Raw genomic sequence first — 13,695 nt, 5'->3', positions numbered from 1 at the left:
TGAATCCGCTACGGGCCCAAGCATGTTGTGGCGGGATCATAACGGTGTGCAGCGCACACGCCAAGGGAGCTTACAAAATAGTCAGGAGGGGTGTTTACGCGGCTTGATCGCCGAGGAAATAGCGCACCAGATCAACGTAATCAAACACCAGCGACACAAGGATTGTGACAGACACCAGCCACAGATACCGCCCACCCCAGCTTGCGCTGTCAAAGTGGCTGCGGCGGCGCCACAGATAGACCAGCAACGGCGTCCACAGCACGATGTGCGACAGGCCCAGAATGCGGGTATAGCCGTAGGTTTCATAAAGGAAACCCATCAAAAACAGATTGGCGATCCATGCCGCCAGCACCCAGCGGGCCTCAACGCGATGAATGACAAACAGGATAGCCGCCGTGTTGAGGGCGATCATCCAGTAAACCCAGGACTGTAAAAGTGGCCCTTCGCGGGCGATGTCCTGCATCATGTCCATGGGTGTCGCTCTCCTGTTGTGTGGCGCCGGTTTAATTTATGGCGTCCGGCTTTTTATCGTCCTGCCCGGCAGGTGGCTCATTGGCCGGGCCGGCCTGATGGTGAATCAGCCGCCAGGACGTGCCGTCATGGCGGAAGATGTTTGTGGCAATCAGGTAATCCTGCCCGATGTGTTCATAGCAAATCACAATTCCGATGTCGCCATGCAGGGCCGCGTCGGCGGCTTCCGGCTGGATGGCCGGCGGGGCGGGGCCTTCAAAGATGCCCTGAAATGACGACATGACTTCTTCAAAGCCGCGCAGGGGTGCCCAGCCAGGGTGCAAACACAATATTGTGTCGTCGTGCGCCCAAAGCTGCGCCATTGCCTGAATGTCACGGTCCGCGAACGCGCGATAAAACGCATCGTTGGCAAACAGCAGGGAGGCACGATCGCTCATTCACTGAACCGGCGGGTGAGCCAGTCGATGATGAGGGCATTCAACTCGTCTGGTTTTTCTGCCTGGGTCCAGTGACCACAATCGGCAATCACGTGCTTTTCAAGGTCAGGGCAAAACTCTTCCATGCCGTCGGCCAGTTCAGGGCGCAGCACCACGTCGTTGGCGGCTGAGATCATCAGGCAGGGCACATCCACCCGCTGGGGCAGATCTGTCGAGCGCTCCCAGTTGCGGGTGAAATTGCGGTACCAGTTGAGGCCGCCTGTGAAGCCTGTGCGTGTGAAGGCTTCTTCATAATATGCGGCTTCTTCGGGTGTCAGCAGTGCGCCGCCGCCCCACTCGCTTTCAGGTATCTCAAACAGTTTGGCGAGGGCGAGATTTTTTGCAGCGTCCGGCGCGGCATTGTCAAAATCTTCCAGTGTGACGGCGCTCTTGCGGTACCAGAATCTGAGTGACTTGGCGATGTCGTCACCAAAAAGCCTGTCGGCCGCGCCGGGTTTCTGGAAATAGACGATGTACATGTCTTCGCCCATGGTCAAGCGCATGGCCTCGATGGGGTCAATCGGGCTGCGCGGCATGAACGGGGTGTTGACACCGATCACGCCGGCCACGCGGGACGGGTGGTGCAGGGGCATTTGCCACACAACAAAACCGCCCCAGTCGTGGCCACAGAAAATCGCCTTGTCGATGCCAAGACTGTCGAGCATGGCGACCATGTCGCCAGTCAAGTGTTCCATGTCGTAGGCTTCGATTTCGGCCGGGATTTTGCCAGTACTGGCATCCACCGTGCGGCCATAGCCGCGCTGGTCGGCGGCGATGGCGCGGAAGCCTGCGCCAGCAATCGCGGGCATCTGGTGACGCCACGAGTATGCCAGTTCGGGGAAGCCATGACACATGACGACGGGCATTCCACTGCCCTGCTCATACACGGCCAGTTTCAGGCCGTTGGCTTCTACCAGTGTTGGGTCGGGAAACGACATGGGGGGTTACCTTGTTATGGTCAGTGTCAGGCCTGCGCGGGCGTAGCGCTCAAAAGCGTGTGCATACCGGCGCGGTCCGGCCCCATTTTGGGTGGATACAGATGCGCCTTGGTGAACTTTGGCCGCACCCACATCAGCAGTACACGCATGATGTTGGCGGGGCGTTGGAGCCAGTCCATGGGCGGCTCAAGCATATGAAAACCCTTCATTGCTTCACGCAGCAACGGCAGGCTGCCGCGCACGGCGGGGGTGACTGCGTCTTCGGCAAAACTCTCCATCATGCGGCTTTTGAAGCTACGCTTTGATGTTTCGCGCACGCCACGTTCTGCGCGCCGCATGGAGGCCAGGTCCTGCTTCACCATGTTGTCGTAGTAGGGGCGGATGTCGGCTTCCAGCGCTGTTGCGTAGAGGCCGGGGCGGGCGGTTGCATCGTTGGTTGTGCGCACGGTTGCGGCAAGCGCGTGGGCTTCCACGAAGGCGCACGAACAGCCGCGGCCATAGAGCGGGTTGGTGCGGATTGCAGCGTCACCAACGGCGAAGAAGCCGAGCACTTTTGCGTGGCGTGTGCCGTCCGTGTCGTCGGTAAAGTTACGCCAGCGGCTTTCAAGTTGGCCCATGCCCAAGACCTTGCTGGCTGGCACGGCGCGGTCAGGCGACACCCAGTCGGCAATGCCGGGCAGGGCGAGACATGCTTTGTCGAACGTATCCGGGTTGACCAGTGCCATACGCAGGCCGGTTTCTATTTCAGGTACCGCAAGCGTTATGGAAAAGCAGCCGTTGTCGGCGGGAAATACACCGTATTTTATGTAGCCAAGGTCACCCGCGCCGGGAACCGTGCCGCGATCAGGCTCTGTGCAGCCGGGCTTCAGGCGGTAGTGGCGGGTAAAATAGAGAATGCCGCAAGGGGCTTTGTCCTCGTCGGTGTGGATGCCGTTTGCAGCCAGCCATTTGGGGGTTTGCGAGGTGCGGCCCATGGCATCAATCACAATGTCGGCGCTGCGGGGTGCGAGAGGCTGTGTGTCTGTTTCAGACATCACACCGGTGACAGTTGGTGGCGTAGTCGTGGTATCCACGGTCAGCCCGCGAATGCGGGTTTGTGTTTCGATGGTCACGTTGGGCTGGGCGGCCGTGTAGTTGCGAATGATGAACTCAAGCGTTGTGCGGCGTGACGTCAGGATGGTGAGGTCGTTGTCGGCGGGGTCGGGCACATACGCATTGCGCAGGGTGGCGGGCAGGCCATCGGCGAAGGTGAGTTCGCGGCAGCCAGCATCCAGCAGTTGCTGCAACAGGGCCGGGTAGTGGTCACGGAGCATCTGATAGAGCACTGCCAGGAACGCGTGGCTGTGGCGCACGTGGCCTACGCCCTTACGGACCCAGTGCTCAAAGGCTTCATCTGGTGTGGCTGCGGGCGGCGCGGCGTCGCGGTCAAGGATTGTGACGTGGTGACCGTCGCGGGCAAACGCCAGTGCTGCGGCGAGGCCTGAAATGCCTGCACCCAGAATGAGGATGGTTTGGGGAGTGGGGGAGGGTGTCACGCGGATACTGTCCTGACGGGCAATGATGTTCGCGTGAAATGTAACGCTGCTGCCAGCTGAGACCAAGCAGAACCGGCGCATGTGAAGGGCTGCGCGCAGGGCCCACAAGCAGAGGCCACAAGCAGAGGCCGGAACAGGGACAGGGCCACAAAAGGAAAAACCGGCGCGGTCCCAAAGGACCACGCCGGCTTGTCCAGTGCTTCGTCAGCCTATCTGGACTTGGCGCTTAGGGGCGCCAAGAGATCCTTTCAGCCGCGCTTCTTTGCAGTTGTCTTGCGCTTAGGAGCAGCTTTCTTCTTGGCAGCAGCCTTGCGCTTAGGAGCAGCTTTCTTCTTGGCAACAGCCTTCTTCTTGGCGGCGGGCCGCTTCTTAGCGGTTGCCTTCTTCTTGGCAGCAGCCTTGCGCTTAGGAGCGGCTTTCTTCTTGGCAACAGCCTTCTTCTTGGCGGTTGCCTTTTTCTTTGCAGCAGGCCGCTTTTTGGCGGTTGCTTTTTTCTTGGCGGCTACTTTGCGCTTCGGCGCAGCTTTGCGCTTGGCAGCAACTTTCCGCTTCGGTGCCGCTTTCTTCTTAGCGGCGGTTTTCTTCTTGGTAGCAGCTTTCTTCTTTGCAGCAGCCATTAGTCCTCTCCCAATCTATGTCGTGTCACACCGGGTGGTGTTCCAAGTGGTGGCGTCGTGCCGGTAGGTCCGACCATCAGTCCGGCAAATGGCCGACAACTTCCAAACGAAAGACGCAAGTCGGCGTGAGCTCTAACGCACAAGGACGGTTACGTTCTTGTGGTTAACAGAGTGTTATGCCTATTCGGCAGTTCGCAAGGCCTTACAAGCATTGTTGCGGCTGTGTTTGTGGTTTGATGCTGCGCGCGATGTTTTACTGCGCATGACACCGCGCGAGACTTTGCGTTGGTTTTGTCAAGCAAACTAATGTCGCGGAGCTAAATGTCCGTGTGCAGATTAAATCATCAAACCCTACGGAAACACTGGGTTTTTTGAGTTATCGGCGGGGTGTCCGTCGAGAGATGCACGGGCGCGTGGCGTAAGCACAACAGTGCTAACCCACGCGTGACGTTACGGTATTTGGAGGGGGCAAAGGTGTGTTGCGTCAATGCATCACTAGCGCGGGATGTGAAAAAAATCATGCAAACATTTTTGTGGGGTGCGGGTGTTTTTTGCATTTTCGTGTGCATTGATTCGTTTTGACGGCATGAAAAAACGGCGCTGCAGATTTTTGCAGCGCCGTTTGGGTTTTAGTTTGTTGTTCGTTTCGCGCCTGTTGTTCAGGTCGCAGTTCAAGTCACAGATCAGGTTGGGCGGGTTATGCGATGCCCCATTCTTCACGCAACTGTCGCTTGAGGATTTTGCCGTTGGCATTGCGTGGCAGTGGCTCGGTGCGCAGTTCGATCTTGATCGGCACCTTGAACGCTGCAATGTGCTGACGCGCAAACGCCTGCAGCTCGGCCTCGGTGACGCTGGAGCCAGGTATCACCTGAACAACCGCACCCACTTCTTCGCCCAGCACCTTGTGCGGAATGCCGATGACGGCGGCGTCCATGACATCGGCATGGCTGTAGAGTGTGTCTTCCACTTCCACGCAATACACATTTTCGCCGCCACGAATGAGCATGTCCTTGGCACGGTCCAGAATGTAGATGAAACCTTCGTCATCAATGCGTGCCAGGTCGCCTGAGCGCAGCCAGCCGTCAATGAAGGTTTCAGCGGTGGCTTCGGGCTTGTTCCAGTATTCCTTCACAACGTTGGGACCATAAATCCACAACTCGCCAACCTCGCCGGTTGGCAATGTGTTGCCTTGTTCGTCCACCACCTTCACGTCGCATACGGGAATGGCGGGGCCGCAGCTTTCAGGCTTGGCCATGTATTCAAGGCCAGCGTTCTGGCTAGACGCAGCGGATGTTTCCGTCAGGCCGTAGCCATTGGCGGCAGATGATGTGGGAAACAGCTTCTTGATTTTCTCCACCAGCTCCGGGGCCGCCGGCGCGCCGCCATAGCCAATCGATTCAATGCTTGATGTGTCGTACTGATTGAACTCCGGGTGTTCAACGACCTGCCACACCATGGCTGGCACGCCGCCGAACGAGTTGATCTTTTCGCGCTGGATCAGTTCAAGCGCCCGTGTCGGATCCCACTTGAACATCATCACCAGCTTGTTACCCGCGTTCAGCGTGCCGCACAGGATGGCGTGCAGGCCGGTCGCGTGAAACAAAGGCACCGAAATCAACATGCACTTTTTGGGCATGTTGGCGATGTCGGGCAGTGGCTGGTTGTAGCGCAGCAACTGGCGCACAGGCGCAATACCAAGACCCACGACGTTGCCGCATATGTTGCGTTGTGTGCCAAGCGCGCCCTTTGGGCGACCCGTAGTACCGGACGTATACATAATAGTGGCATCGTCTTCGGGCTCAAGTTCCACCACCGGCGGTTCCTGGTCGGGAAGGGATGCATAGTCCGCGTGCGGGCACAGGACGTCTGCAAAATGTTCGATCTTTGTGTCGCCGCCCGGCAGGTTTGCGGGCGCGCGCGCGGCTATGACGGACTTGATGCCAAGGCGCTTTGCGAACGGGGCAATGGCCAGTGCGCGCTCATGGTCAGCGAACACCAGCGACGTGCCTGAATCTTCCAGGCCATATTCCAGTTCCTCAGCGGTCCACCACGAGTTGAGCGGTACCATGATGGCGCCGATAGTGGCCCCTGCGAAAAACGCGATGGGCCATTCAGGGAAGTTGCGCATGGCAATTGCCACGCGGTCGCCTTTTTGAACGCCATAGTCGTTCTTGAGGGTGTGGGCGAGGGCGGACGCGGCCTTGTGAAACTCACGATATGTGAGGCGGTCATCCTCAAACACCACGAACTCGTTGTCGCCGTGCTCCTTTGCCATGGCAAACAGTTCGCGCAGGCTGGGCTTGGCGGCATTCCAGACGCGCATCTTGCGCCCGCGAATGGTGGCTTCACCCATTTCAAAGGGGGTGCCGGGCGAGGTCATCAGGGCGTGCGCATCGGCGACGCTCATAACGGGCTTCGATGGAATCTGTGGTGCAGGCGTTGCGGCGGCTTCACTCATGCCGGGATCTCCCTGAAAATACACTGGTTTTCAGCACTTTTTGTCCGCTTTGGTGCGGTGTGGCTGATTTTGCGCGGGACCATACAGGATGGATTGATGGGAGTCATGCCGCAGTGCAAGACCCTATCGGGCCAGCGTAACTGCGGCCCACACAAGGGCTGCCCAGCCGATGAGAAATGCCAGGCCGCCCAGAGGTGTTACCAGCACCAGCGCGCGGCTTTCTGTAAGCCCGTAGAAGTACAGCGACCCTGAAAACAGGATGATGCCGATGAAGAAGGCCCATCCGGCGAGTGTGATTCCGCTGTGCGTGCTGAGGCTTGCAAGCCAGGCAACGGCTATGAGCGCGAGCGCGTGATACATGTGATATTGCGCGCCGGTTTCAAAAGCCGCCAATGCGCGCTCACCGACGCGGCCCTGCAACCCGTGAGCCCCGAAGGCCCCTGCGGCAACGGCGATGAATCCGTTCAGGGCGGCAAGCGTAAGCCAGAGTTTCATGGGGCGTATCCTTTGTTGAGTCTGCGCATTCGCTTGACCCGCCGGGCGCGGGCGGTTCTCATTCGCGTCAAATACAAACACAAGACTACAGGGAGTGGCCATGCTTACGAAGGCCGATGATTATCCGATCCATCAGGCGCCGGTGCCGGTTGCGTATGCAACGACCGACCGCAATTTTTATGACCGCTATTTCTTCAACGGCTATCCGCAGGATGCTGCGGAGGTAAATGGCGATGGGCACTTTGCATGTGCGTTCGGGGTCTATCCCGGTCACAACATCATGGATGCGTCGTTCAGTGTGATTGTGGATGGGGTGCAGAAGAACCTGCATGCTTCCAAGGTCATGCACATGGAGCGGCTGGATACGCAGGTCGGGCCGATCCGCGTTGAGATTGTTGAGCCGTTGCAGGTGTTGCGGGTTGTTGTCGAAGACAATGCGCATGGCATTACAGCGGAGCTGACGTTCACGGGCCGCACGCAGGCTCTGGAAGAGCCGCGTTTCATTTATCGGTCCGGTCCGCGCACGGTGATGGACTACACGCGGCTGACGCAAAACGGCGAGTGGGAAGGGTGGATTGAGGTTCAGGGCAAACGTTTTGACGTAACGCGCCCGCGCTATCGCGGCACGCGCGACCGCTCATGGGGCATCAGGCCTGTGGGCGCTGCTGACAGTCAGCCTGTTGCGCCGCCGCCGGAGCCTCAGTTTTACTGGCTGTGGTGTCCGCTCAATTTTGATGACCACATTTCGCTCTATCACCTGAACTCAGACCGCAAGGGCCATGCGTGGAACACCAATGGTGTTGTGTGTCCCGTCGGGGGTGAACCAACCGAGTATCCGCGGTGTTCGTCGGATGTCGCGTTCAAGCCCGGTACGCGCCATGCAGCAGGGGCAACGATCACGCTCAACGGTGAGGATGGCAATACGACCATTACGCTGGACCCGCAGTACACGTTTTACATGCAGGGGTTGGGCTATGTCGGCTCCACCTGGCCACACGGGGCTTACAAAGGCGAACTTGAGGTGGGCTATGACGAGATTGTGCTGGCGGACGCACCGGCGCTGTCGTTCGAGCATCTGCACATTCAGGCATTTTCATCTGCCACCCTCACCACGCCTGACGGCATGGTGCACAAAGGGCAGGGTGTGTTTGAGCAGCTTATTATCGGTGCGCATGACCCGTCAGGCTTTGCAGACATGCTGGACGGTGCCAAATGAGCGAAGCGCAACCGCTGGAACCCGCCCTTGCAGACCTCGCTGGGAAGTTTGCTGATTACCTTGAAGCGCATATGCCGGATGTGACCACGGCCGATGTGGAAGCCATGGAGCGTATTCACGGCGGGGCGTCGCGCGAAACATTTCGTGTCAAAGTGCACCTGCGAATGGACCCGACAAAGCCCGGCGAGCATCGCGGGCTGATATTGCGCCGCGACCCGACGGGCAGCCTCATCGATACGGACCGCGACGTTGAGTTCAACGCCTACCGCGCGTTTCAGAACACAAGTGTGCCGGTGCCCGAAGCGCTGTTTTTGGAGATGGACGAAAAGTGGCTTGAGCGGCCGTTCTTCGTGATGTCGGAAATCCCGACGGGTGCGGCGGCATCGCCTTTCGCGGAAAATCCATATGGCGACCTGGCACCAAGACTGGGGGAACAGTTCTGGCGGCATCTGGGCACTATTTCAGCAGCGGACCCCAAGGCCAACGGTCTGGCGAAAACCATGGAGGTTCCAGCGCTGGATGCGTGCTGGAAAAAGGAGCTTGATTACTGGGAAGGCGTGATTGACGCGGACCAGCTTGAGCCGCACCCGATTGCGCGCGCGGCCATTCGCAAGCTGCGCCGTTCGCCGCCGCCGCCTGCGCAAAAGCTCGGCGTGGTGCACGGGGATTATCGCATCGGCAATTTCATGAGTGATGATGCGGGCGACATTACCGCCATCCTGGATTGGGAAATGTGCCATCTGGGCGACCCGCTTGAAGACCTTGCCTGGGCGCTTGATCCTTTGTGGGCAGCGTCCGGGGCTGATACGCCGGCGTCGCTTATTCCGCGTGCGGAGGGTATTGCGCTGTGGGAAAAAACGTCCGGCCTCAAGGCTGACCCAAAGGCACTGGCGTGGTGGGAACTGTTTTCCAACGTCAAGGGATTGGGTATCTGGATTTCGTCCAGCCACGAATATGCCACCGGCGACAACAAAGATCCGGTACTGGCTTTTTCAGGTTTGTTCTGCACGGCGCGGCACAACGAAATTGTTGCGGCGCGGTTGCTGCGTGAGTTTGAGGAGGCAGTCTGATGCGGCCTGAAGCGAATGACCTGTTGATGGGCGGGTTCGGCTCGATGCTGTTTGATATCGCGCCTAATCTCAACGCCACGTATTCAACCGGCAGTGCGTCGGTGCTGGGCCTGCTGATGTATTGCGCCGCGATTGAATATGAACGCGGGGCGGAAGTGCGGGCGAAAGAGAACGATATGTTCCGCACGATTTTTCGCGACGCGACCGGGCATCTGTCGGGTGACGTGCAAAACCGCGTGAGTGCCGCCGGGCAGGGTGTGGACGAGGTGCTGACGATCAGCGCCTTGAATGCCAGCAATGATGCGCTGCGTGAATTGCTGATTGAGCTGCACGCGTATGTGGAAGAGATGTCTGAGGCATGGGCACGTGATGTTGAGCACGCGATTTTGAAGGCGCTGAATGAGAGCGCGAAAATGCGGGCGATTGCGCTACCAGCGCTTTGAGGTTTTTCCCCTACCGCGTTTGTCACCCCGTGACTTGATCGCAGGGCCCATAGCCGCACGCGAACACTGTGGTTAGATGCTCTGGATGCCGCTATCAAGTCGCGGCATGCCGTCGTTAGGGGGGGGGTGAGCGCGACCGGGTTTTGTGATGCCACCTCAGTATGGATCCTCCGGTCAAGCCGGAGGATGGCATTAAAAAATGGAGAACCGACCATTCCCCGGTCAAGCCAGAGGATGGCGTTAAAAATAGAAAACCGACCATCCTCCGGCTTGACCGGAGGATCCATGAGGCGCGTACCTGTTGTGACTGGGGCCCGTGTTATGCCAGCCCCAGCCGCTGATACTGCTCGCGTGGTGCTTCCACATCGTCGAGCGCATGGCGCAACAGGTCGCGGTATGTCTTGGCGTCGCTGCTGTCGGCGCGGTCCGGCTCCTCGCCGGGAGGAGCTGACAACTCATACAGGTGGTCGCCGGTGAACTTGCGGCCGGCCCAGTAGGGCAGCATGTCGCCGGGCTGGAACGGCTGGCGGATGACGGGCACGGTTGAACCGGGCATTTTGGCCAGCGTTGCGCGGTCATCGGGCATCGGGAAAATGTCCCGCGTCATAATCTCCGTGCCGTCGGGGCCGTTGACGTGAATCGGCATGGTTGACCAGCGGTTGGAATACATCGCCAGCGGTGCGTTTTCATCTGCGGGTGCACGGGCAAACAGATGCGTGCCATCGGTGACCTGCACCTCGCGGCCCCACACGCCGGTCAGCACATAGTCGCGCACGGATGTTTCGCGACCTGTCAGCAGCGGCATCAGCGAGCGGCCATGGGTGCGCTGGCGCACCTCCAGATCATACACATCAGCCAGCGTCGCAAAGATATCGACGCTGGTTGTCAGCGCGTCGTGCTCGCCGGGGGTGATGCCGGGGCCTGCGATCATCAGCGGGATGTGTCCCAGCGCTTTTTGCACTGGCGTGCCGGGCTTGCCCCAGATGTCGCCTTCGCCAAGGTAATGGCCGTGGTCAGTGGTCAGAATGACGAGCGTATCGTCGAGGCGGCCTGTCTCTTCCAGCGTTGTCATCACCTGACCAAACCAGTGGTCAATCATTGAGAGCTTGGCACCGTATTGCGCGCGGATCTGCCTGCCTTCGCGGGCGGTTATCATGCCTTTTTCAACGGCGCCCACTGCATAGGGTGGCCAGATCAGCGCGTCACCTTCCCAGTCCTCGTCATACATTCTGGACCAGCGGTCGGGCGTATCAAACGGCTCATGCGGGTCGAACTCATCGACGAACAAAAAGAAACTGTCGTGGTGGGGGGCATGGTCGCGCAGCCAGGCCGATGTGGCCTGCATGGTGCGGGGGCCGGGGAAATCTTCTTCGCCGGAAAAATATCCGCGTGAGTTGTCGTAGGGCATGTCGCGCGGATAGAAGTGTGGCGTTCCCTGCCAGCTTGGGTCGGGCCTGGTTTTCCACGGGTCGCTTTCGTGGCCGCGCAAATAATCCCACGCCTTGAAATCGGTGTGATAGTTCTCGCCCCCCGTTTCAAACAGATGCGGGTGGTCGGCAACCAGCATGGTAGTGACGCCCCTGCGCCGCATGGCGTAGGTGATGGCGTCTTCCCACAGTTCGATGGAGCCCCACGGGCGCCAGAGAAAATCCATTGCGCCAACCAGAATGTCGTGTCGCGCGGGCATACAGGGCAGGGAGCCGGTGAAATGGCGGTTGAAGCGCAACGAGCGCGCGGCGAACGCATCAAAGTTGGGGGTGGTGAACTCGGTGCCGCCGTAGCTGCCCAGCATGTGCCGGTTCAGGCTATCGAACAGCAGCACGATCACATTCTTGATGTTTCTGGTTTCCACCCACACGCCCCTGATTTGCGTTTTTGTCATCCAAGCGTAGCAGCCCGGAGTGGCACATGACCATTGCAGAACGCTTTAGCCTGTCGCTGGAAACCCGCTATGCGTTTGCCTATGCGGCCATCTTTTTGGGCATGGGGACGTTCCTTCCGTATTTTCCCGTGTGGCTCGAAGCGCGCGGGCTTACGGCCTATCAAATTGGCCTGCTGTTCGGGCTGTCGGGCGTGGTGCGCGTTTTCACCATGCCGGTCATTGCCTATGTGGCTGACAAAGCCGGTGCGCCGGTGCGCATGTTGCGGGTACTGACCGCAATCACGCTTGTGGCCAACATTGCCTATCTGGCGACCGGCAGCTTCTGGCCCATTCTGGCGGTGATGATGGTGATGACTGTCGCCGGGCCGCCGATTATGCCGATTACGGATGCGCTGGCGATGCGCCATAGCGAGGCAGGAAAACTGGTCTATGGCCGCGCGCGGGCGTGGGGGTCTGTGGCTTTCATCGTTGCCAATCTGGGTGTTGGTGCAGCGCTTGGGGCGCTGGGGCCGCAGCTTGTGGTGGGCGTCATCATCTTTGCGGGCGTGCTCAATGTGGCGGCCTATTTTTTGCTAGCTGATACACGTGATAGCGACACCGTGATTGGTGGCGTGGGGCGCGTGGACCTTGCCAGCGTCGCAAGGCTTGTGCGCTCGCCGGTGTTTCTGGCGTTTGCGCTGGCGGCGGCTTTCGCGCAGGCAACCCATGCCGTTTATTATGTTTTCGGCACGCTGCACTGGCAGGCGCAAGGCATCAGCGATGGCGTCATTGGCGCGTTGTGGGCGTGGGCGGTGATGGTGGAGGTGGTGCTGCTGTGGAAGGCGGCCCCGCTGGTGAAGCGGTTTTCGCCTGCCATGCTGATCGGCATTGGCGGGGCGGCGGGCGTGGTTCGGTGGACGATCATGGGTTTTGACCCGGCGTTCTGGTCGCTGCCGTTGTTGCAGTGTCTGCACGCGCTGACCTTCGGCATGGCACATCTGGGTATCATGCAGTTTCTGGTGCGCGCGGTGCCGCCGCAACTGGCCTCAACCGCTCAAAGCACGTATTCAGCGCTGGCGGGCGGCGTTGTCATGGCGGGTGCTACTATTGGCGCGGGTGTGCTGTATGAAGCGGCGGGCGGCATGGCCTATCTTGCGATGAGTGCCCTTGCTGTGCTTGCTTGCGGCGCGGCCTGTGTGGGCCATCTGATTTGGAATGGAGAGCGGATCAATGGGTGATCCAGCAACGGTTGCTGAAAGCGGTTTTGATGTGGTGCCAACGGGGGCGGCCATCGGCGCTGAAATTGTCGGGCTTGATTTGCGCGCGCTTGATGACGCGACATTCGCGGCATTGCGGCAGGCGTGGCTCAAGCACCAGGTGCTGCTGTTTCGTGGCCAAACCATGAGCGACGATGATCTGGTGGCGTTTGCGCAGCGCTTCGGCCCGCTCGATCGTGCTCCGGCCAGTGAATATGATGCATCCGGCAGCCAGGAAAAATCGCGGCCTGACATCTGGATCATTTCCAACGTGCTGGAAGACGGCAAACCCATTGGGGCGCTGGGCGCGGATGAAGCCGAATGGCACACCGACATGTCGTATGTGGATGCGCCGCCGATGGCGAGCGTGCTGTACTCGCTGGAGATACCGCCCACCGGCGGCGACACGAGTTTTGCCAATATGGTGGCAGCGCTTGAGGCATTGCCCGCTGATCTGCGGGCGCAGATTGAGGGCAAAACGCTCAATCATGATTCAAGCTACACAAGCACCGGGCAGTTGCGCAAAGGCGCTGACCCGGTGACGGACGTGACACAGGCACCCGGCGCACGGCACCCGATGATCCGTACCCACCCTGAAAGCGGTGTGCAGTCGCTGTATCTGGGCCGCCGCCGTAACGGCTGGGTTGTAGGCATGGATGTGGCGCAAAGCGAGGCTTTGCTTGATGCGCTGTGGGCGCATTGCGCGAGCCCGCGCTTTGCCTGGACGCATCAGTGGCGCACCGGCGACCTGCTGATCTGGGACAACCGTAGTGCCAATCATAGGCGGGATGCATTTGATGCGTCGGCCCGGCGCGTGATGCATCGTTGTCAGATCAAGGGTGATGTGCCGCGATAGGCA

Annotated in this window: 13 protein-coding genes; 5 read left to right on the top strand and 8 right to left on the bottom strand. The window is 59.5% G+C overall.

From position 1 onward, the window contains the following. Nucleotides 1–94 precede the first annotated feature (94 nt). The 7 genes from RIB87_RS13240 to RIB87_RS13210 all read right to left on the bottom strand — a co-directional run bounded on the left by RIB87_RS13240 (nucleotide 95) and on the right by RIB87_RS13210 (nucleotide 6,990). The gene (locus RIB87_RS13240; protein WP_350147440.1) at nucleotides 95–472 is read right to left on the bottom strand and encodes a hypothetical protein; all 378 of its coding nucleotides are present in this window, start codon (nucleotides 470–472) and stop codon (nucleotides 95–97) included. Between the two features lie 31 nt (nucleotides 473–503). Continuing rightward, a complete protein-coding gene (locus RIB87_RS13235; protein WP_350147438.1) occupies nucleotides 504–908 on the bottom strand; it encodes a nuclear transport factor 2 family protein in 405 nt (134 codons plus the stop codon). Continuing rightward, nucleotides 905–1,885: an alpha/beta fold hydrolase gene (locus RIB87_RS13230; RefSeq protein ID WP_350147436.1), complete on the bottom strand. Its 981-nt coding sequence runs from the start codon at nucleotides 1,883–1,885 to the stop codon at nucleotides 905–907. The genes RIB87_RS13235 and RIB87_RS13230 overlap by 4 nt, the downstream gene beginning before the upstream one ends. Nucleotides 1,886–1,911: 26 nt before the next feature. Continuing rightward, nucleotides 1,912–3,420, bottom strand: coding sequence for an FAD-dependent oxidoreductase (locus RIB87_RS13225; RefSeq protein ID WP_350147434.1), 1,509 nt, complete (start codon nucleotides 3,418–3,420; stop codon nucleotides 1,912–1,914). 248 nt (nucleotides 3,421–3,668) lie between these two features. Then, nucleotides 3,669–4,037 carry a hypothetical protein gene (locus tag RIB87_RS13220; protein WP_350147432.1) on the bottom strand — a complete coding sequence of 123 codons (369 nt, stop codon included), beginning with the start codon at nucleotides 4,035–4,037 and terminating at the stop codon, nucleotides 3,669–3,671. A 697-nt stretch (nucleotides 4,038–4,734) separates the two neighbouring features. Then, entirely contained in the window at nucleotides 4,735–6,495 is a 1,761-nt protein-coding gene (locus RIB87_RS13215) for a class I adenylate-forming enzyme family protein (RefSeq protein WP_350147430.1), read from the bottom strand. Nucleotides 6,496–6,618: 123 nt separating this feature from the next. Further along, nucleotides 6,619–6,990, bottom strand: a complete 372-nt coding sequence (locus tag RIB87_RS13210; RefSeq protein ID WP_350147427.1) for a DUF423 domain-containing protein — start codon at nucleotides 6,988–6,990, stop codon at nucleotides 6,619–6,621. A gap of 100 nt (nucleotides 6,991–7,090) precedes the next feature. Between RIB87_RS13210 and RIB87_RS13205 the strand changes: the two genes are divergently transcribed. The 3 genes from RIB87_RS13205 to RIB87_RS13195 are packed head-to-tail and all read left to right on the top strand — an operon-like array spanning nucleotide 7,091 to nucleotide 9,719. Further along, complete coding sequence (locus tag RIB87_RS13205) at nucleotides 7,091–8,206, top strand: Rv3169 family protein (RefSeq protein ID WP_350147425.1); 1,116 nt, start codon at nucleotides 7,091–7,093, stop codon at nucleotides 8,204–8,206. Further along, a complete protein-coding gene (locus RIB87_RS13200) occupies nucleotides 8,203–9,276 on the top strand; it encodes a phosphotransferase family protein (RefSeq protein ID WP_350147423.1) in 1,074 nt (357 codons plus the stop codon). Before RIB87_RS13205 ends, RIB87_RS13200 begins: the two co-directional genes overlap by 4 nt. After that, nucleotides 9,276–9,719, top strand: a complete 444-nt coding sequence (locus RIB87_RS13195) for a hypothetical protein (protein ID WP_350147421.1) — start codon at nucleotides 9,276–9,278, stop codon at nucleotides 9,717–9,719. The genes RIB87_RS13200 and RIB87_RS13195 overlap by 1 nt, the downstream gene beginning before the upstream one ends. A gap of 319 nt (nucleotides 9,720–10,038) precedes the next feature. Here the strand turns inward: RIB87_RS13195 and RIB87_RS13190 are convergent, their stop codons facing one another. Then, entirely contained in the window at nucleotides 10,039–11,601 is a 1,563-nt protein-coding gene (locus tag RIB87_RS13190) for a sulfatase (protein ID WP_350147419.1), read from the bottom strand. 26 nt (nucleotides 11,602–11,627) lie between these two features. Here RIB87_RS13190 and RIB87_RS13185 point away from each other — a divergent pair, with 26 nt between their 5' ends. Both RIB87_RS13185 and RIB87_RS13180 read left to right on the top strand, forming a co-directional pair. After that, nucleotides 11,628–12,818 carry an MFS transporter gene (locus RIB87_RS13185; RefSeq protein ID WP_350147417.1) on the top strand — a complete coding sequence of 397 codons (1,191 nt, stop codon included), beginning with the start codon at nucleotides 11,628–11,630 and terminating at the stop codon, nucleotides 12,816–12,818. Next, nucleotides 12,811–13,692, top strand: coding sequence for a TauD/TfdA dioxygenase family protein (locus tag RIB87_RS13180; protein WP_350147415.1), 882 nt, complete (start codon nucleotides 12,811–12,813; stop codon nucleotides 13,690–13,692). Before RIB87_RS13185 ends, RIB87_RS13180 begins: the two co-directional genes overlap by 8 nt. Nucleotides 13,693–13,695: the final 3 nt, after the last annotated feature.

Source organism: Pyruvatibacter sp. (assembly GCF_040219635.1).
Classification (GTDB): domain Bacteria; phylum Pseudomonadota; class Alphaproteobacteria; order CGMCC-115125; family CGMCC-115125; genus Pyruvatibacter.
The sequence above is the reverse complement of the archived record's forward strand: the minus strand, read 5'-3'. Positions and strand labels throughout refer to the sequence as shown.

Excerpts from the sequence above, each read along its gene's own strand:
- RIB87_RS13220 (WP_350147432.1), bottom strand. The coding sequence starts at position 4,037 with ATGGCTGCTGCAAAGAAGAAAGCTGCTACCAAGAAGAAAACCGCCGCT.
- RIB87_RS13240 (WP_350147440.1), bottom strand. The coding sequence starts at position 472 with ATGGACATGATGCAGGACATCGCCCGCGAAGGGCCACTTTTACAGTCC.
- RIB87_RS13235 (WP_350147438.1), bottom strand. The coding sequence starts at position 908 with ATGAGCGATCGTGCCTCCCTGCTGTTTGCCAACGATGCGTTTTATCGC.
- RIB87_RS13215 (WP_350147430.1), bottom strand. The coding sequence starts at position 6,495 with ATGAGTGAAGCCGCCGCAACGCCTGCACCACAGATTCCATCGAAGCCC.
- RIB87_RS13230 (WP_350147436.1), bottom strand. The coding sequence starts at position 1,885 with ATGTCGTTTCCCGACCCAACACTGGTAGAAGCCAACGGCCTGAAACTG.
- RIB87_RS13200 (WP_350147423.1), top strand. The coding sequence starts at position 8,203 with ATGAGCGAAGCGCAACCGCTGGAACCCGCCCTTGCAGACCTCGCTGGG.
- RIB87_RS13210 (WP_350147427.1), bottom strand. The coding sequence starts at position 6,990 with ATGAAACTCTGGCTTACGCTTGCCGCCCTGAACGGATTCATCGCCGTT.
- RIB87_RS13190 (WP_350147419.1), bottom strand. The coding sequence starts at position 11,601 with ATGACAAAAACGCAAATCAGGGGCGTGTGGGTGGAAACCAGAAACATC.
- RIB87_RS13180 (WP_350147415.1), top strand. The coding sequence starts at position 12,811 with ATGGGTGATCCAGCAACGGTTGCTGAAAGCGGTTTTGATGTGGTGCCA.
- RIB87_RS13185 (WP_350147417.1), top strand. The coding sequence starts at position 11,628 with ATGACCATTGCAGAACGCTTTAGCCTGTCGCTGGAAACCCGCTATGCG.
- RIB87_RS13195 (WP_350147421.1), top strand. The coding sequence starts at position 9,276 with ATGCGGCCTGAAGCGAATGACCTGTTGATGGGCGGGTTCGGCTCGATG.
- RIB87_RS13205 (WP_350147425.1), top strand. The coding sequence starts at position 7,091 with ATGCTTACGAAGGCCGATGATTATCCGATCCATCAGGCGCCGGTGCCG.